The following is a 19,004-nucleotide window of genomic DNA, read 5'->3' on the forward strand; positions in this document are numbered from 1 at the left end:
TCACGAAGCGGGCAGTGCGAGATTTACCGGAGTTCGGAAACCAGCGCCTGCGCCGCGCGCGCGATCGCCAATTCCTCGTTGGTGGGGATCACCAGCACCTCCACGGCCGACGAGGATGCAGAGATACGACGCTCGTCGCGACTCTTCGTCTCGTTGAGTACTGCGTCGACCTCGATGCCCAGACGCCTCAGGCCCGCGAGGCTGTCACGGCGGACGTCGATGTTGTTCTCCCCAACTCCTCCGGTGAAAGTGATGACGTCGACGCCGCCCAGTTGAACGATGAAGGCGCCGATGTACTTTCGCAGCATGTGGATGTAGACGTCGTAGGCGAGCATCGCGTGCTGGTCTCCGGCTGCGATCAGCTCGAGCAGTGCCCGGAAGTCGTTGACACCCGAGAGTCCCTTCAGCCCGGAGCGGCGGTTGAGAAGGTCGTCGATCTCGTCTACCTTCATGCCCGAGTTCCGGTTGAGGTGCAAAATGATGCCGGGGTCGATATCTCCGCTGCGGGTTCCCATGACCAGGCCCTCGAGCGGAGTGAGGCCCATCGTGGTGTCGATTGCCTTGCCACCCTTGATCGCCGACGCCGACGCACCGTTGCCCAGGTGCAGGACAATCTGATTCAAGTCTGCCGGATCCTTGCCCAGGAATGCGGCGACCCGGCCGGATACGTACTCGTGGGACGTGCCGTGGAATCCGTATCGACGAATCTGGTTGGCTTCGGCGACGTCCCGATCGATCGCGTACGTCGACGCGGCCGCCGGCAGTGTGTGGAAGAAGGCAGTGTCGAATACGGCGACGTGCGGTACGTCGGGCAATTCCTCGCGGGCCACCTCGATGCCGATCACGTTTGCCGGATTGTGCAGTGGCGCAAGGGTCGACAGGTCGGAGATGGCCTTGACAACAGAATCATCGATCAGCGTCGGCGCGTAGAAGACGTTCCCGCCGTGTACTACCCGGTGCCCGACAGCGATGACGCCGGCCTCGCTCAGTGGCCGCCCCACTTCGGCGACAATCTCGAGAACCATCTTCAGTCCAGCGCGATGATCGGCAATGAGAAGGTTGCGGTCCGAGGTTCCGGTGCGGTGGTTGTAGACGATGTGGCCGTCGGATTCACCGATGCGCTCGATGAGTCCGTGTGCCACCAACTCCGCCGTATCCGGGTGTACGAGTTGAAATTTGATGGACGAGGAGCCGGAATTGATGACCAGTACGGTGCCGTCGCTCATGCTTACGCTCCCTGCGCCTGAATGGCCGTGATGGCCACCGTGTTGACAATGTCCTGAACCAGCGCGCCGCGCGAAAGATCGTTGACAGGTTTGTTCAACCCCTGCAGAACGGGGCCGACGGCAATCGCCCCGGCACTGCGTTGCACAGCCTTGTACGTGTTGTTGCCCGTGTTGAGGTCGGGGAATATGAACACGGTCGCCTTGCCTGCCACCAGTGAATCCGGCAACTTCTGGTCGGCGACGCTTTGCTCGACCGCGGCGTCGTACTGAATGGGTCCTTCCACCAGCAGGTCAGGGCGTCGCTCGCGCACCAGGGCGGTTGCGGCACGAACCTTGTCGACGTCGGCGCCGGAGCCCGAATCCCCGGTGGAGTACGAGAGCATCGCAACGCGCGGATCGATACCGAACTGGCTCGCAGTCTGCGCGGACGAGATAGCGATGTCCGCCAACTGCTGCGCACTCGGATCCGGGACGACAGCGCAATCGCCGTATGCGAGAACACGATCCGCCAGGCACATCAGGAAGATGCTGGACACCGTCGACACACCCGGCGCCGTCTTGATGATTTCGAACGACGGCCGGATCGTATGCGCGGTGGTGTGCGCGGCACCGGAGACCATCCCGTCGGCAATTCCCAAGTGCACCATCATGGTTCCGAAGTACGAGATGTCCGCGATCACGTCGCGGGCCCGTTCGACGGTCATGCCCTTGTGGGCGCGAATCGCGGCGTACTCCTGCGCAAATCGTTCCGTGTACTCGGACTGCGCCGGCGCCAGGATCCGAGCGGCACTGATGTCGACGCCCAGTTCACCGGCCCGTCGGCGCACGCTTGCCTCGTCACCGAGAATGGTCAGATCGGCAACCTGACGCTGCAGAACTCGGCCGGCGGCCCGCAGGATACGGTCGTCGCCACCTTCCGGCAGGACGATGTGCTTGCGGTTCTCGCGAGCGCGGTCGATCAGCTTGTACTCGAACATCTGCGGCGTCATGACCGACGGAATCGGTAATGCCATCCGGCCCAACAAGGTTGCGGCGTCGACGTGCTGTTCCATCAAACTCAACGCGGTGTCGACCTTACGCTGCGATCCGACGGCGACGCGGCCGCGCGTTTGCGCTGCGGCACTGGCGGTGTCGAAGGTTCCGAGCTTTGTCGTCAGGATCGGCAGACGCTGCTTGAGCCCGGCCATCAGTGCGGCGATCGCCGGGTGCGGGGTAATTCCACCGTTCATGATGATGCCGGCCAGCGAGGGAAATCCTTCTGCTTCATGCGCATTCATCAATGCCAACAGAACGTCGGAGCGATCACCGGGAGCGATCACCACCATTCCCTCGGTGAGCCGTTCCAGAATGTGCTCGGCGGTCATCCCGCCCACCATCACCTTCAATGCCTCGCGGTGCAGCAATTCGGAATCGCCCGAATAGAATTCACCACCGGTGGCCTCCATCAACTCTGCCATCGTGGGCGAGATGAGAAGCGGAATCTCCGGCAGGCTCCAGGTCGGAACACCCAATCCGGCCAATGCGGCATTCACGTCGTCGAGCGTGGCGGGATCACAGCGATTGGCAACCACCGCCAGCAAATGCGCGTGGTTCGAGGACAATTCGGACGCGCACAGTTGCGCCAGCTGAAGTATTTCCGGTGTGGTGCGACGAGCGCCCTTCAGCGCCAACAACACCGGGGCACCCAGATTCGCGGCAATTCGGGCGTTGAAACCCAACTCGCTGGGACTCGCGACATCCGTGTAATCGCTGCCGATGATCACCACGGCGTCGCTGCGCTCGGCCACCTCATGGTATTTCGCGACAATGTCCGCGAGCGCCGCCTCCGGATCTTCGTGCACCTGCTCGTACGTGACACCGAGAGCATCCTCGTACGACAAATCGGCTGTGGTGTGCTCGAGCAACAATTCGAGGATGTAGTCGGTCTCGGCAGTCGACCGGGCGATGGGGCGAAAGACGCCGACGCGGGCGACCGTCGCGCACAACATCTGCATCACGCCCAATGCAATGGTGGACTTCCCGGTATCACCTTCGGGAGAAGCAATGTAGACACTCGACACGGGTGCAGGCGCGCTGGACATGCCCCACAGCTTAGTGGGGCCACCCATCCAGCTTGCTCGAATGAGTGGTGACCGTCACCGAGAATCAGCCCACCGGTGGCACCGAGACAGACGAACGGTGCCTGCCACGCGGCGAGTGGCAGGCACCGTCAAGGATGTGCTTGTCCGTCAGCCCAGTGCGCGCAACCGCGGTGCGAGATCGCGCTCGAACAGTTCGAGGAACCGGCGCTGATCGTGTCCGGGTGCGTGGAACACGAGGTGGTTGAGTCCGGCGTCGACATAGGCCTTTACCTGTTCGACGGCGTCGTCGGGATCGGACGCGACGATCCAGCGCTTCGCGACCTGCTCGATGGGCAGCGCGTCGGCTGCTGCTTCCATTTCGATGGGGTCTTCGATGCTGTGCTTCTGCTCAGGGGTGAGCGAGAGCGGCGCCCAGAAACGGGTGTTCTCGAGCGCGGCTTCGGGATCGGTGTCGTAGCTGATCTTGATCTCGATCATCTTGTCGATCTCGGCGACGTCACGCTCGGCCTTGGCAGCGCCTTCCGCCACTGCGGGCAGCAGCTTCTCGGTGTAGAGATCCATGCCCTTGCCGGACGTGCAGATGAAGCCGTCACCGGCGCGGCCCGCGTACCGAGCCACAACCGGTCCACCGGCTGCGATGTACACGGGGATACCACCCTCGGGAACGTCGTAGATCGAGGCGCCGCGAGTCGTGAAGTACTCACCCTCGAAGTCGACGCGGTCACCGAGCCACAGTTCGCGCATCAGCCGAACCGACTCGCGCAGCCGCGCAAAGCGTTCCTTGAACTCCGGCCACTCGCCCTGGAATCCGGTGGCGATCTCGTTGAGCGCCTCACCACTGCCCACACCGAGCATGATGCGTCCCGGGTACAGGCAACCCATGGTCGCAAAAGCCTGCGCGATAACGGCCGGGTTGTAGCGGAACGTCGGAGTCATCACCGACGTGCCGATCTGCACGCGCTCGGTCCGCTCGCCCACTGCCGTCATCCAGGCCAGTGAGAACGGTGCGTGGCCGCCGTTGTGTCGCCACGGCTGGAAATGGTCACTGACCGCAACGGAATCCATGCCGTGCTGTTCGGCGAGAACTGCCAGCTCCACCAGCTCCCGAGGCCCGAACTGCTCCGCCGAGGCCTTGTATCCGAGCTTGAGCTCCTGCGCCACTGTGTGCTCCTCTTCGTCTTTGTTTTGCTATGACGTGTAAATCGCCTTCTCTGCACACTATCCAGGCCACTCCAGGACTTCTACGTGTGGATCAGCGGGCGAGGCTCGTAACCACCGTTGCCACTCCGGCCGCAACCGCCACGGCGGCCAGTGCCAGGGCAAACAGCCAGAGCGCGTGCGGTTCCGGCATCGGGGCTCCGTCTTCGAGCGCCTTCTTCACCTGCAACCACCGACGCATCCCCACCAGTGCGGCTGCCGCCGCCAACACAATCAGGACAAGACCGAGCGTGGTGCGCACCCACCCGGTACTCCACCCCGGAACCAACTGCACTATCGCGATCCCACCGGCCAACAGCGCCAACGAACTTCGCATCCACGCCAGGAAGGTTCGCTCGCTGGCGAGGGTGAATCGTTCGTCCGGTCTATTGGGTTCGGTCACGAGTGCTCCACTCCGTGGGTAACGACGATGTCCGGATCTTGACGCCAGTCGTACACCACCGTCGTCCGCAGCACGATGTCCTGCAACGAGCGTCGACGCCGATCGATGACCGCCCAGCCGAGGCCGAAGGCAAAAAGCACACACAAAACGGCCCGGACAAGTGCCAGCGGCCAGCGAACCAGCCGATGCCCCGACGTGATGACCCGCAAGCCCATGACCACATTGCCGACAGTTCGGCCGGTGGTCGCCCAGCACACCGTCAGATACACAGTCGAGACCGTGATGAATGCCGTCGTGGACAGGAAGATCCCGGGCTGAGAGAACGTGAACGTCTGCGGCGAGAACAGCAGTCGCACAAAGGCCACCGCGAGGTATCCACCGCCCATCAGAACGAGTACAACACCCAGGTCGATCGCTCCGGCGATACCGCGGGTCACAATTCCGGCGGGACCCGAATTCTGGGATGTCGCCACTACTCCTGCCCTGCGTTCTCGTTGTTCTTGTCGGTCTTGTCGGTCTTGTCGGTCTTGTCGGTCTTGTCGCGTCCGAAGAGTCGACCGACAAAATCAGCAACGGCGTCGTCTGCCTGCATCCCCTGCACGCGGGCACCCTGGACCGCTTCGGTGGACAACGACCCAGTGGACTCGCGGATGATCTGTGGCAGATCCACGCCCTCGATGACCTGGTCCGCGATCTTCACCAGATCAACCCGGTAGATCTGCCGTTCGATGTCGACGGAATCGACGATGCCGTCGAGGTCGAGCCGATTGATCACTGCTTCGACATCCAATCGCCGCGCAATGTCGTCCACGTCGATGCGATCGATGATCGGTTCCAGCGACACACGTTCGGCGATCCTGTCGACGTCGATGGTTTCGGCAATAGTGTCGAGGTCGACGTTGTCGATGACGATCTTGGTGATGTCGACTTCGTCCAGCGCCGCTGCCACCACGGCCTTGATCACCGTCCGCAAGGTTGTGTCGGCAAACGCGGCGGTAGAGGCGATTGCGTCGTTGCCGAGGGCACTCACCTGAACAATTGCGTGGTCCAATGGCTCTCCGACGATCGGAATCCGCGGAACGGAGTCCAACACGACAGTCGCCGCTCGCCGGGCCGCGGCAAGCGTGATCGACGCCAATCCGAAGCCCAGACGCACAAGATCGGGCGCAGGTCGATCCGGTTGTGCACCCACGAGACCGCCCTCCACCACTCATCCAGCTGAATAACGGACATTCGTTACTCTGCTTCGCATTGTGCCACTGTTGGTATACACAATTCGCCGGGACGAGCAGCAACCGTCAGCATCAAACGTGGGGAGACGTGATCGTGACGCGATTCGGGAAACACTTCGGTATCCATCTCACGATGGCGGCGGTAATGGTCGCAGGCTTTCTGAGCCTGACCGCCCCTACTGCGTCGGCACAGTCCACGGTCACGAGGTTCGACGTCTATTCACCGTCCATGGACCGGTGGATCAGCAACGACGTCATCTCCCCCGCCGGCGGTGGCCCAGCGCCCACGTTCTACCTCTTGACCGGGGTCGGCGGCGGCGAAGACGGGATCTCGTGGTTCAACAACACCGGGGTTCGCGATTTCTTCGACGACAAACACGTCAACGTGGTGATGCCGATCGGCGGCAAGTACAGCATGTACACCGACTGGAATGCCGACGACCCGGCGCTCGGCCGCAACAAATGGCAGACGTACCTGACGCAGGAACTCCCCGCGGCAGTAAACTCTCGCTACAACACAACCGGGGTGAACGCTCTCGGCGGAGTGTCGATGGCCGGCGGGCCGGTACTGGACCTCGCCATTCAAGCGCCGGGACTGTACCGCGCTGTCGGTTCGTACAGTGGTTGCCCTCGAACCGTCGACGGGCTGGGACAGATGGCGGTTCGATCCATGGTGGAAGTTCTCGGACGCGGCAACGTCCACAACATGTGGGGCCGGCCGGGCGGACCGCAGTGGGCTGCCCACGACCCGTTGGTCAACGCCGAAAAGCTCCGCGGCACACAGCTCTTCATCGCCACGGGTAACGGTATCCCCGGACCGGTGGACGGCATCAACTCGATCCCCGCGATCGCCGGAGTCATTCCCGGCAGCGTGCTCGAAGGGATCACTCAACTGTGTACCGCTGCGCTGCAGGGGCGGTTCGCACAACTCGGCATACCGGCCACATTCAGCTACCGCCCCGAGGGCACCCACACGTGGGGGCTCTTCGAAGCGGACATGCGCGCGTCCTGGCCGATGATCGCGGGGGCGATCGGAGCGTAGGAGTCGGGTTTGCTGAAGAGCTGACATAGGTTCTGCGCAGTGAGCAACCCTTCCCGTCTGCAGGAGGGGCTGCTCACTTGCCGAAACCTATGCTCACTCGCCGCACTCACGCCGCCAGCAGCGCGGGCAGTCCCCACTCCCTGGCCAACAACTGGTACGAGCGCAGTCGGTCCTCATGACTATGAGTAACGCCGGTGATCACCAATTCGTCTGCACCGGTCAGCTTCTGCAGATGCTCGAGCCGGTCCGCAACAGTGCTGGGCGAGCCGACGAACTGAGTGATCAGCCTGTCCTCCACCAAGGCGCGCTCGCGCTCGGGCAACGGGAGCGCAGTCGCGGGATCCGGGTACGGAATTGCTCCGGCACCGCTGCGAATACTGTGTGCCCAATGCCCGAAGGTGGACGCCAACTCTCGCGCTGTGGCGTCGTCCTCCGCCGCAACGACATCCGCAGAGACCACGACATACGGCTCCGCCAGCGTGTCCGAGGGACGGAACGCGGCGCGGTAAGCCTGCACCGCTTCGAGTGTGCTCGACGGCGCCACATGGTAATTCGCACCGAACGGCAACCCGAGCTTTCCCGCGAGCTCCGCACTCGGCCCGGCACTGCTGCCGAACACCCACACCTCGACGTCGGCGCCTTCGCCAGGACTCGCGTGCAATTCGATGCCGTCACGGGTGCGGTGGGTGCCGTTCAACAGGGCCAGGATCTCGCCGACGTGCTCCTCGAACTCGGGGGCCTGTGCGCCGGGAAATGCCAAGGCCTCCAGCGACGCCTGCAGACGCGGCGACGTGAGCAGCCCGGAAATATCGAACGGCGCCGGGATCACAACACCCTCACGCACCACTGTCTCCCTGGGTGCACCAGGCACGGTCTTGCCGGCGGCAACGGCTCGAAGCGCTTCCACCCGGCGTTGCCCGCTGCGGCCGATACCCAGATCGATCCGGCCCGGGTACAACGCGTCGACGGTACCGAATGCCTCCACCACCTCGGCTGCCGTGTTGTTACCCAGCAGCACGGCAGCGGACCCGACGCGAATAGTGTTGGTGGCAGCAGCAATCAGCCCGACGAGTACTGCCGGGGACGAGCTCGCGACGCCGACAAAATGGTGCTCGGCAACCCAGTACCTCTTGTACCCCCAGGATTCGGCAGATCGCGCGAGGTCCAGCGAGTTTCGCAGCGCGTCTCGCGCCGTACTGCCCTCGCTGATCGGCGACAGGTCCAGAACTGACAGCGGCACCGTCATGTCAATGCACTTCCGGAATCTTCTCGCCGGCTTCGACCGCAAACGGAAGGCGATTCTCCGCGGGGGCTACGGGGCACGTCGCGTAATCGGTGAAGGCACACGGCAGATTCGACGCACGATTGAAATCGAGGACTACCGCACCACCGGGCACTGGTGGGCTTACGTGCAGCGAACGCGCTGCCGGATAGGTGGTCACCCCGCTGGTCGCATCGGTGAACAGAATGTGAAAACCGTCGTCTTTGCCGGCGAAGGCAATCAGAGTCCGAGTTTCACCGTCGTACTCGAAACTGATTGTTCCGCGCGCATCGTGGTGATGTTCGAGCCTCTCGACGACGGCGCCCGTCGTCACTGTTCGAGCCTCGTTGAAAGCGGTGAAGACAGCGTCGATGCGCCACTGCGGATTCGGATCGAAGGTTGGGATACCGCTGAACTGCGCCAGAGCCGGTGCAAGCGGATCGTGAATGCGCAGAGCGACCTCACCGGTGCGGCGGATGACCTCGACTCGACGCGGCCCCTGATTCACGATCAATCCCGGCGCGCCTTCGACGGGTGTCAGGGTGACCGAACCGTCCACGGCAACACCGTCGATCGAGAGGTCGTCTGCCGGCCTCGCGGTGACGACAACAGCATCTGCGTCGGCCCGCCATGCACCCGGTAGGTCCGAGAAAGTGGAATCGGTGTCCACCAGCCAGTGCAGGGCGGTCAGGCTCAGCCAACCGAGCGGCTCGGCAAAGGTGGCGTCGCGCAACGCATGCCACGCAGTCCATTCGTCGACAAAGGTAGTGTCTCTGGTCTCGGTGACGGTCATGATGCGCGAACTCCTTCGGCCTGCTCGTGGGGATGACGCAACCCGAGGTGGCTGCGCAAAGTTGTTCCTTCGTACTCCGTGCGGAAACTGCCGCGGTCCTGCAACTCGGGTACAACGGTGTCGATGAACTCGTCGAGACCCGCCGGCGTGAGATGAGGGACGAGGATGAATCCGTCACTCGCGTCACCCTGGACGTAGCTGTCGATCTCGGCAGCCACCTCCGCTGCGCTGCCCACAAACTGTTGACGGGCAGTCACATCGATGATCAGTTCACGGATGCTGAGGTTTTCCGCTTCGGCCTTTGCTCGCCACTGGTCCGCAACGGCGCGGGGATCCTTGACGTGACGGACGCGTCCACGGGTGATGTTGACGTCGTCCGTCGGGTCTTCCTTCGGCAGCGGGCCGTCGGCGTCGTACTCGGAAAGGTCTCGGCCCCAGACTTGTTCGAGGAAGGCGATAGCGGTCTGCGGTCCGACCTGCTGCCTCCGAATATGATACGCCTTCTCCTGGGCGTCAGCCGCGTTGTCACCGAGGACAAAGGTGGCGGCGGGGAGAATTTTGAGGTCGGCGTGCGTCCGTCCGTACTTGGCGAGGCGCCCCTTCACGTCCGCGTAGAAAGCCTTTCCGGCTTCGAGCGTTCCGTGGCCGGTGAAGATGGCGTCGGCTTTGGCTGCCCCGAATTCTCGGCCTTCGTCGGAGTCACCTGCCTGCAGGAGAACTGGGTGACCTTGCGGGCTTCGAGGTACTTCGAATCGTCCGGAGATGTCGAATTGTTCGCCGGTGTGCGAGAACTGGCCGACCTGCTGGTCGGTGGCAAAGATTCCGCGCTCACGGTCGACGAGCGGGCGAGTGACACTCCAACTGTCCCACAGTGTCCGCACCGCGTCGACCAATTCGTTGGCGCGGGCGTATCGCTGCGAGTGTTCCAGATATCCACCGCGGCGGAAGTTCTCACCGGTGAAAGCGTCCGACGAGGTGACCAGATTCCAGGCTGCCCGGCCGTCCGAGAGATGATCGAGCGTGGAGAACTGTTTAGCCAACTCGTACGGTTCGTTGAAGGTGGTGTTGATTGTTCCGGCAAGTCCGAGATGTGTTGTCACACCGGCAATCGCATTGAGAATGCTGAAGGTGTCCGGGCGGCCGACCACGTCGAGATCGTGAATTTTGCCCTGATGTTCGCGCAGTCGCAGCCCCTCGGCGAGGAAGAAGAAGTCGAACAGGCCGCGTTCGGCACTGCGTGCAAGATGCTCGAACGAGCTGAACTCGATCTGACTCTTCGAGGCCGGATCAGCCCATACGGTGGTGTTGTTCACACCAGGGAAGTGAGCACCCAGATGAACTTGCTTACGAATCTTGTTCTGTGTCATCGAATTTCCTGTTCTTTTCTCGCCGCTACGCAAACTGATTGACGGGGAGTCCCAGACCCAGCCGCTCCCGCAGCGTCGGGGCGAGGTTCGGCCTCGGATTGAACGCGGGCAGTACATCGGCGGTGATCTTCGCTGCCCCGGCTGCCAGGGCCAACGGTCGCAGCACCACTCCGTCCAGCCCGGCCGAACCACTGATCTCGCGAAGCAGCGTGGTCAGTCCGCCGGCGTCGCCGCGGTAGAACACCGAGTGCGGCGTGTACGGCACTCCTGCCCACTCTTCGAGTTCGGCGAGGGCGTCGTCCGCTGCCCCGCGATCGGCACCGAGCAGAACATCGACGTCGAGCAGAACACGAACGGTACGGCCGTTCTTCGCGGCTTTGTCGTGGACCAGCCGGGCGGTAGCCTGCGCCTCACCCAGGTCGGCGGCGGAGATGCGGATGAGATCGGCTCGCTCGGTTGCCAACTGCCGCGCCTGCGGCTTGCTCGCGTCCACCACGATCAGCGGTTGCCCCTGCGGTGAGCGCGGCGTGATGGACGGCCCCTTGACCGAAAAATTCTTGCCCTCGAAATCTATGTAGTGCAGCTTGTCCCGGTCGATGAATCGTCCGGTCGGCACATCTCTGATCTCGGCGTCGTCCTCCCAGCTGTCCCACAGCCGGCTGACCACCTCGACGGCCTCCGATGCTTCCTCCCACAGCGAGTGTTCGCTCTGCACGGCCTTTCGGCCGAACAGCGATGCAGCCGCGTCAGTGTCGGATACATCTACCTGCCAACCCGCCCGGCCCGAAGACGAGAAGTCGATACTCGCGATCGCTTTCGAGATGTGGAACGGTTCGGTGTGGGTGACGGTCGCGGTGGGAACCAACCCGATCCGCGAGGTCACGCCGCTTAATCGGGCAGCTGTGGCAACTGCTTCCAGTCGACCACGCGTTGCATGCTGCCCCTGGGTCTGCAGGGCAAACGAATCCGGGAAGAAGGCCAGGTCTACACCGGCCCGGTCGGCGGCGGTCACCAGGTCCACCCAGTACGACGAGGTGAACACTTCTTCGGCCCGCGAATCCTCGCGGCGCCACGAATAAGGGTGCACACCGGTGCCCTCGAATTCGAGGCCGATCAGAAATGCTGCGGAATTATGCTCGGACATGTTCGGCCTTTCCGGCTGCGTGGTCCCGCCCGGGGATGGCACCGAGCAGTGTTCGGGTGTAGTCGTGGCGGGGATTGTCGAATATTTCTGCGGTAGTTCCGATTTCGACCAGCTGGCCGGATTGCATGACACCGACGATGTCGCTGATCTGCCGCACTACTGCCAGATCGTGCGAGATGAAGAGGTACGTCAATCCGAGTTCGCGTTGCAACTCGTCGAGGAGCGCCAGAATCTGTGCCTGCACCGAAACATCCAGGGCGGATACCGGTTCGTCGAGGACAAGCAGATCGGGCTTCAGTGCGAGTGCTCGCGCAATCGCCACACGCTGCCGCTGCCCGCCGGACAGTTCGGCAGGTCTGCGGCTACCGAACTGCCCTGGCAGGGCAACCTGGTCGAGTAGTTCCGCGGCGCGGGCCTGCTGCTGAATTCGAGTGCCGACTTTGAAGGCACGCAACGGTTCCGCCACGATGTCGACTATCGAGAGCTTGGGATCGAGGGATGCGTACGGGTTCTGGTAGACGAGTTGGATCTTGCGGCGTAGTTCACGCAGATCGCTGCCCTTGACCCTGCTGATATCCGCGCCGTCGAAGGTGATGGTTCCCGAATCCGCCTGCTCCAACCGCACTGCGATGCGCGCCGTCGTGGATTTCCCTGACCCGGACTCCCCCACCAACGACACTGTCTGTCCACGCGGTACGGTCAGCGACACATCGTTGACCGCGGTGATAGCACTGCCTCGTCCGACGGTGAAGCGCTTGGTGATTCCCGCCAGAGTCAGCAACGGAGTCGTCTGCGCTCGGACCGGGCGATCGACGGACCCCGATGACAGGCTCGGCGCCGAGCTCAGCAATTTCTTCGTGTAGTCGTGTCGAGGATTTCCCAGAATCGTTTCGGTGGGCCCGGATTCGACGATCCGACCGTCGTGCATCACCAGAATCCGATCCGCGCGATCGGCGGCCACTCCCAGGTCGTGTGTGATGAGGAGAACTGCGGCACCGGATTCGGCGATCCGCTCGTCCAAGTGGTCGAGGATCCGTCGTTGGACCGTGACGTCCAGGGCGCTTGTGGGCTCGTCGGCGATGATCAGTGCCGGGTTCGCGACCAGCGCGATACCGATCAGAACTCGTTGCCGCATACCGCCGGAGAGTTCGTGTGGGTACTGCCGTGCTCGGATCTCCGGGCGATCGATTCCTGCTCGCTCGAGCACCTCGATGGCGTCGAACCGCGCTTTCCGTCGGTCGGCCAGGCCGTGAATACGGAGGACTTCGGCAACCTGATCACCGATCCGGGTTACCGGATTGAGCGACGTTGTGGGGTCCTGCGGCACCAAACCGATACGCGCACCGCGGATTTTCTGCCAGGCCCGGTCCGAGTAGTCGTCGATACGTTCGCCCTCGAACTCGACGTTGCCCCCGGTGACGTGTCCGCTGCCGGAGAGCAGTCCGAGAATCGCGTGCGCTGTTGTGGACTTTCCGGAGCCCGATTCGCCCACCACTGCAACAACTTCACCACGGCCGACCGTGAAACTCACGCCGCGTACCGCGGGTGCGGCTCCGTAGGAGATCTGTAGGTCGGTGACGGAAAGCAACTGATCCTGCGTTGTGCTCATCGCCGGTTGCTCCTTTCGATCTCGTGTCCGATGCGATGCGCCGAGATGACCACGGCAACAATGGCGAGGCCGGGAAGTGTTGTCATCCACCAGGCATTGGCGAGGAAGTTCCGTCCCTCGGATACCAGCGATCCCCATTCCGGGGTGGGCGGTACGGCTCCGAAGCCAAGGAAACTCAACGCGGACACCGCAAGTACTGCCTGCCCGAATTCGACCGCAGACAATGCGATCACGGGCGCATACGAATTGGGCAGGATATGGCGGCGCAGAACTCCGAGCCACTGCACTCCCGAGCCGAAAGCCGCCTCGACGTACTGGGCGCTGCGTACCCGCATCACCTCGGCACGCATCACCCTGGCAAAGTTCGCGACCATCGCCACACCCACTGCGATCGCGACGTTGATGGTGCCGAAACCCAGCGCCGTGACCAGTGCCAGCGACAACAGCAAGGCTGGAATCGAGAGCAGAACATCGACGATGCGCATCAGCACTGCGTCGACAACCCCACCGACAAATCCTGCAATCAGCCCGATCAACGATCCGACGATCAACGCGAGACCGACGGCCACGAGAGTCGCGGTCAGGGACAGCGCAGCGCCGTGCACAAATCGTGTATAGAGATCTCGTCCCAGGTTGTCCGTTCCGAACCAGTGCGCCAGGCTCGGTCCCTGCAACTTGTCGGCCGGCACGCCGGATAACGGGTCGCCACTGGCAAATACACCAGGGGCCACGGCAAAGCCTATGGCCAGAGCCACGATCAGCACCGGAATCAGCAGACCCGGCTTACTGATCCGTCGGATCACCGAAGTTGTCCGACGCGTGGTAGCCGGTGACTTCTCCTCCGGTATCGGATCGAGCAAGAGTGGTTCGATCAACGTGTCAGACATGCGCCGGCTCCAGATCTGTCGAGCTTTCGGACTGTGACTTCCCGGTGTCGGACGTCTTGGCCGAGATAATGCGTGGATCGATCAACGGATAGAAGAGATCGACCGCCAGGTTGACGAGCACAAATGCCAAGGATGCAAAGACAACCACGCCTTGGACTACCGGAGTGTCCTGCGCCATCACCGACGTCTGAGTCAGACGCCCGACTCCGGCGCGGGAGAACACCGTCTCGACGACCACCGAACCGGCCAGCAGAGTTCCGACCAGCACACCGGCAATGGTGAATGCCGGAATGCTCGCGAGTCGCAACGCATGACGGGTCTGCACGCGCCACCGGCTTGCACCCTTGGCGTACGCGGTCTCCACGTGTGGCGAACGCAGCGTCGACTGCAGGCTGGTCGTGAGCACCTGCGCGATCACGGCGCCAGTCGGGATCGCCAGGGTGATCGCCGGGAGAATAACCGTCGCGAATCCCTTGTCTCCGAATGCGGGGAAGATGTGCAACCGGAACGAGAAAAGCTGCAGCAGAATCAGACCCACCCAGAAGGTAGGCACCGCCACCCCGAGAGGAGGCAGCGAGAACAGCAGGTTCGCGAGCCAGCGCTTACGGGTGTAAGTAGCAAAGAACGCGATCGACACTCCGAACAACACAGCAAGAACCAAACCCGTGGTTGCCAGCACCAACGTGCTCGGCAGCGCCGAGAAGATCGCATCCGTCACCGACTGACCGGTGGAGATCGACGTGCCGAAATCACCGCGCAGCGCATTGGTCAACGAAGTCCAGTACTGCGCCCACACCGACTGGTCCAGGCCGTATCGCGCTCGAAGCTGTTCGAGTGCAGCCTGATCCACCGCCACACCCTGCCCTGCCGACTCCGCAGCCATGCTGACCGGATCACTCGGCAGGAGGAACAGAATAACGAACGAGATGGTGAACGCTGCCCAGAGGACCAGCGCGGCCTGCCCCAGTCGGGCGAGTACATATCGCGTCATGACTTACTTACCCGACAACCATGCGTCGTAGAACTGCAGACGTGAGGAGGCCTCGAACTTCAGATCCTGCACCGATGCTCCGGCGCCGACTGCCTGCGACAGTTCGATCGTCGGAATCGAGAGTCCACGATCGATGATCAGTTCCTGTGCCTGAGCGACCAATTCACCGCGTGCCGTTGTGTCGGTGGTTGCGAGCTGCTCCGTCAATACCTTGTCGAGTTCCGGATCGGCGGTGCGCTTGTTGAGGTTTCGACCGTCGATGCCGAATGACGCCCGAAGAATGTCCGCATCGGCACGGGTGGCGTTGTAGTACACAGCATCGTAGTCACCCGAAGTCTGCTTCTCGGTGAGTTCCCCGTTGGACAGCAGGTTGAGCTTCGCATCCACACCCACCTTCCGCAGCTGCTGCTGAACCAGCTCGAGGATTGCCTGGTTGCCGGCGAACGCCGGGCTGAAGGAAATCGCGAAAGTCAGTTTCTGGCCGTCCTTCTCACGCACTCCGTCTGAACCGGCCTTCCACCCTGCCGCATCGAGTAGCCTTTCCGCTTTGTCAGCGTCATAGGTCACGACACCTGATTGATCGGCATAGAGCGGAGTGGTGTGCGCCAGTGGGCTCGTCGCCGGGAAGAACGACGGATCCAGCACCGTGTCGACAAGTTCCTGCCGATTGATAGCGGGGATGATCGCCTGGCGCACAGCCTGATCGGCAAGAACACCGCGGCTCACGTTGGGCTGGAAGAAGAAGCTCACACCAGGATTGGGCCGGGTGAGAATTCGCCCGCCTGCCGCTTCGATCTGCGGAGCGTCCTGCGTCAACGCGTCACTGACCGCGTCCAGTTGGCCGGATGCGACGCTGCCCGCACGCACTCCCGACTCCGGCACAACCGTGAAGTTGACGCCGTCCAGATACGCCTCCCCCTGACGGCCGGTCACATCCGAGGCCCAGTTGTACCCGGCGCGCTTCTCGATCGCGACCGAGCGATCCTGCTGCCAATCCGTGTAGACAAACGGGCCGGATCCGACAACGGCTGTCCCGGCGCAACGCTGCTCCGACGGTAGTGCCGTGGTCGAGTCCGCCAGAATGCCGAGCTGCGGGGTCGAAGTTGCCTGCAGGAACTGAACATTGGGACCGGAGAAATTGATCTTGGCGGTGTGGGCGTCGACGACCTCGGTGCCCGTGTACGAGGACAGGTAGCTCTTTGCCAGTGAGGCGTTCGGGCCCAGATCCTTAACCACGTCAAAGTTCTTCTTGACCGACTCGGCCGTCACCGGCGTACCGTCACTGAACGTGACATCGTCGCGCAACGTGAACGTGAAGCTTGCTGCATCGGGGCTGATGTCCCAACTCTTTGCCAGCCACGGTGTGATCTCACCCGTCTCCGGATCCTGGTCGGTCAGCGAATCAACCACCGTACGAGTGACATACACGGTCTGATTCGTGCCTGCCTGTGCGGGGTCGGCGCAGGTAGGCGCCGTCGAGAGTCCGTAGCGCAGGGTTCCACCTGACTGGGCCGGCCCGGCGTCGGCGCTGGTGTCGCCACTACTGGTGCTGCAACCGGCAAGTACGGTGCCGAGAACCGAGATAGCGCCGATACCAGCGGCGACGGTGACGCGTGAGCGCGCACCGATTGAGCGTGAAGACACCAAGAACTCCTAAAGAGGCATGCGGAAAAGCGCGCTTGTCACCACCGGAGAACGGGGCAAGCAAGCACGAATCAGCTACGAAGAGAAGAGAAAACAGGCTTACCCACGTGCGGGAGCCTCGAGAGACTGACCAGGGTCAACTACGACGGCAAACATCGCGGCCATGGTCAGTGAGTACAGAACGATCCTGCTGTGCGGCACAGGTCTACGTGACGACGCGACCACGCGGTATCGAAACCGCCTTCAACTGCCTTCATTACTTCATTCCTCCATCGATCCTGGCGGTAGCACCCTCACGCGATGACACGAAGGGTTGCTGCGACTTCATTGAGCCAGGTCTCTCTGTCGCTCGAGATGGTCTTTCGCAAGTCTACGAGATGATCGCGAGTTGTCAACTCGTTCAGTAGGAATTGCAGGCTACGCCACATTTTCGGGGACCCCGACGCGCTCATGCCGATACCCGCCGGTCGTAGTCATGCCGTACCTGCAGCTTCTTCTCGAATGGATGAATCCCCACCTCGAGCGGTGATAGTGCAGTGTCGTACAGCGGTGCGTAGCCACAGGACAAGTAGAGCGCGACCGCTTCGGGTTGGCGCGGACCGGTTGTGAGATAGACCCTGCGGTATCCCCGAGCTGCGATCTCGGACTCCAACTCCCGGACAACGATCTTTCCGAGGCCACGCTGACGAAAGGACGCTGACGTCCAGATTCTTTTCAGTTCGGCAGTGGTGGAATCGAATTGACGAAACGCACCACCGGCGATGGCTTGATCACCGAGCGTGAGAACCAGCAGCGCTCCGTGCGGAGGCGCAAATTCCTCGGCCGGATAGGTGGTGAGATCTTCGAATATCTCGTCACGCGTACCGCCGTATCGCGAACTGTATTCCAGCGCCAATTCCGCGATGAGCGGCGCTGCCAGCGGATCGTTCTGCGACACCGACCGCACCTCTACGCCGCCGATTCCCGCAATCTCGACACTCATGTGATCTTCCTTTCGGTTTCCTTGCGCCGCATTCACCGCACCCCTAACTGGAATTGCTGCGGCGACAGAGCATTTCCTTCCACCAGATCAGCCACCAGCTCACCCAACGCCGGCCCGAATTTGAATCCGTGTCCGGAGAAACCTGCGGCGACGGTGATCGCACCGACCCTGTCGATCACAAAATTGCTGTCAGGTGTGCTGGTGTACAGGCAGGTCAGGGACTCGACCTGCGTCGAATCGACACCCGGCAACCAGGCTTCGGCATAGTCGACCAGACGCTGTTCGCCTGCGATGTCGGGCGTGTAGCTGCGAGTCTGCGGAGTCACCTCCGGCCCCGTCGCATGCTCGCCGATCTTGATGCCGTCTTCGGAACCGAGCCCGTAGATCCCGGCTGTGTCCAGCTCTGCACCGGGATGATGGACAAAGCTCGGCCACGCCGTTCCCGGATCGAGTGGCGCAAAGTGTGCCGGTTGTTCGTGCGTCGTGCGCAAAGTCGGCAACACGACCGATGCGCCGAGTTCGCTTCGCCCGATCAATTCCGCGGTCCACGCGCCGGCGGCAATAACGACGTGCCGCCCTCGCAGCGTCCCGCCCTCCGTGATCACGTCGACGCCGTACGACGCCTCGGCAACTGCCAGGACGCGCGTGTCGTGGCGGACGTCAGCTCCCTCGAGTCGCGAACCCGCTTCGAGGGCGACGACAGCGCGGTCCGCGTGCAGCCTGCCCGCGTCGGGGTGATGGAGGACTGTCGTGTCGAATCGCAGCCCCGGCCAGCGGGCCGACGCTTGTGCAGGAGTGAGGATCTCACCCTTGATGCCCGCTTCGACAAGTACACGCGACTTGGTCAGTACCGCAGCGGGCAGCCCGTGATCAACGGCGCCCGTCAGTTCCAGAAACCCGATGTCCGTTGTGGTTTCCAACTCCCGCCACAGCGGTAGAGCCGACGCTGCCAGCCCGGTGTACAGGTGATTGTCGTAGGCCTGCCGGTAGATACGTGACGTGCCGTGTGACGCACCGTGCTTGTGCCCCGGCGTGTACTGCTCGAGCTGTACGACACTGTGCCCGCGCGCCGCGAGCCGCCACGCGACGGAGGACCCGACAAGCCCTCCGCCGATGACGATCACATCGACTATCTCACTCATCGA

The 19,004-nt window shown here is 62.6% G+C and carries 17 protein-coding genes and 1 riboswitch; of the genes, 1 reads left to right on the plus strand and 16 read right to left on the minus strand.

Going from position 1 to position 19,004, the window contains the following annotated elements:
- Nucleotides 1-23 precede the first annotated feature (23 nt).
- The 6 genes from FEZ60_RS14730 to FEZ60_RS14755 form a co-directional block, all read right to left on the minus strand.
- Nucleotides 24-1,226, minus strand: a complete 1,203-nt coding sequence (locus FEZ60_RS14730) for an acetate kinase (protein WP_033235617.1) — start codon at nt 1,224-1,226, stop codon at nt 24-26.
- A gap of 2 nt (nt 1,227-1,228) precedes the next feature.
- Nucleotides 1,229-3,307 (minus strand): phosphate acetyltransferase, encoded by a 2,079-nt coding sequence (gene pta, locus FEZ60_RS14735; protein ID WP_045064032.1) that lies wholly within the window; start codon nt 3,305-3,307, stop codon nt 1,229-1,231.
- A gap of 147 nt (nt 3,308-3,454) precedes the next feature.
- Nucleotides 3,455-4,468, minus strand: a complete 1,014-nt coding sequence (fgd, locus tag FEZ60_RS14740; protein ID WP_033235619.1) for a glucose-6-phosphate dehydrogenase (coenzyme-F420) — start codon at nt 4,466-4,468, stop codon at nt 3,455-3,457.
- Nucleotides 4,469-4,559: 91 nt separating this feature from the next.
- A complete protein-coding gene (locus tag FEZ60_RS14745) occupies nt 4,560-4,907 on the minus strand; it encodes a DUF202 domain-containing protein (RefSeq protein WP_033235620.1) in 348 nt (115 codons plus the stop codon).
- On the minus strand, nt 4,904-5,380 hold the full coding sequence (locus FEZ60_RS14750; protein ID WP_033235621.1) for an RDD family protein: 477 nt from the start codon (nt 5,378-5,380) through the stop codon (nt 4,904-4,906). The genes FEZ60_RS14745 and FEZ60_RS14750 overlap by 4 nt, the downstream gene beginning before the upstream one ends.
- Complete coding sequence (locus FEZ60_RS14755) at nt 5,380-6,099, minus strand: hypothetical protein (RefSeq protein ID WP_346343360.1); 720 nt, start codon at nt 6,097-6,099, stop codon at nt 5,380-5,382. Before FEZ60_RS14755 ends, FEZ60_RS14750 begins: the two co-directional genes overlap by 1 nt.
- Nucleotides 6,100-6,272: 173 nt before the next feature.
- Here FEZ60_RS14755 and FEZ60_RS14760 point away from each other — a divergent pair, with 173 nt between their 5' ends.
- Nucleotides 6,273-7,181 carry an alpha/beta hydrolase family protein gene (locus tag FEZ60_RS14760; protein WP_045066596.1) on the plus strand — a complete coding sequence of 303 codons (909 nt, stop codon included), beginning with the start codon at nt 6,273-6,275 and terminating at the stop codon, nt 7,179-7,181.
- A 106-nt stretch (nt 7,182-7,287) separates the two neighbouring features.
- Here the strand turns inward: FEZ60_RS14760 and FEZ60_RS14765 are convergent, their stop codons facing one another.
- From FEZ60_RS14765 to FEZ60_RS14810, 10 genes are all read right to left on the minus strand, one after another.
- Complete coding sequence (locus FEZ60_RS14765; RefSeq protein ID WP_172936357.1) at nt 7,288-8,427, minus strand: LLM class flavin-dependent oxidoreductase; 1,140 nt, start codon at nt 8,425-8,427, stop codon at nt 7,288-7,290.
- 1 nt (nt 8,428) lies between these two features.
- Nucleotides 8,429-9,235 (minus strand): DUF1684 domain-containing protein, encoded by an 807-nt coding sequence (locus FEZ60_RS14770; RefSeq protein WP_095886795.1) that lies wholly within the window; start codon nt 9,233-9,235, stop codon nt 8,429-8,431.
- Complete coding sequence (locus tag FEZ60_RS14775) at nt 9,232-10,602, minus strand: NtaA/DmoA family FMN-dependent monooxygenase (protein WP_045064039.1); 1,371 nt, start codon at nt 10,600-10,602, stop codon at nt 9,232-9,234. The genes FEZ60_RS14770 and FEZ60_RS14775 overlap by 4 nt, the downstream gene beginning before the upstream one ends.
- A gap of 25 nt (nt 10,603-10,627) precedes the next feature.
- Entirely contained in the window at nt 10,628-11,746 is a 1,119-nt protein-coding gene (locus tag FEZ60_RS14780; RefSeq protein WP_172936358.1) for an LLM class flavin-dependent oxidoreductase, read from the minus strand.
- A complete protein-coding gene (locus tag FEZ60_RS14785) occupies nt 11,733-13,355 on the minus strand; it encodes an ABC transporter ATP-binding protein (protein WP_172936359.1) in 1,623 nt (540 codons plus the stop codon). Before FEZ60_RS14785 ends, FEZ60_RS14780 begins: the two co-directional genes overlap by 14 nt.
- Nucleotides 13,352-14,242: an ABC transporter permease gene (locus FEZ60_RS14790; protein ID WP_116101823.1), complete on the minus strand. Its 891-nt coding sequence runs from the start codon at nt 14,240-14,242 to the stop codon at nt 13,352-13,354. The genes FEZ60_RS14785 and FEZ60_RS14790 overlap by 4 nt, the downstream gene beginning before the upstream one ends.
- Nucleotides 14,235-15,233 carry an ABC transporter permease gene (locus tag FEZ60_RS14795; RefSeq protein WP_033235628.1) on the minus strand — a complete coding sequence of 333 codons (999 nt, stop codon included), beginning with the start codon at nt 15,231-15,233 and terminating at the stop codon, nt 14,235-14,237. Before FEZ60_RS14795 ends, FEZ60_RS14790 begins: the two co-directional genes overlap by 8 nt.
- A 3-nt stretch (nt 15,234-15,236) precedes the next feature.
- Nucleotides 15,237-16,877 carry an ABC transporter substrate-binding protein gene (locus FEZ60_RS14800; RefSeq protein WP_172936360.1) on the minus strand — a complete coding sequence of 547 codons (1,641 nt, stop codon included), beginning with the start codon at nt 16,875-16,877 and terminating at the stop codon, nt 15,237-15,239.
- Nucleotides 16,878-17,143: 266 nt separating this feature from the next.
- Nucleotides 17,144-17,238: riboswitch (SAM riboswitch) on the minus strand.
- Between the two features lie 87 nt (nt 17,239-17,325).
- Nucleotides 17,326-17,859: a GNAT family N-acetyltransferase gene (locus tag FEZ60_RS14805; RefSeq protein ID WP_033235630.1), complete on the minus strand. Its 534-nt coding sequence runs from the start codon at nt 17,857-17,859 to the stop codon at nt 17,326-17,328.
- Between the two features lie 32 nt (nt 17,860-17,891).
- A complete protein-coding gene (locus FEZ60_RS14810; protein ID WP_172936361.1) occupies nt 17,892-19,001 on the minus strand; it encodes an FAD-dependent oxidoreductase in 1,110 nt (369 codons plus the stop codon).
- Between the last annotated feature and the right edge of the window lie 3 nt (nt 19,002-19,004).

This window comes from Rhodococcus sp. MS16 (assembly GCF_013277795.1).
Taxonomy (GTDB): Bacteria; Actinomycetota; Actinomycetes; order Mycobacteriales; family Mycobacteriaceae; genus Rhodococcus_F; species Rhodococcus_F globerula.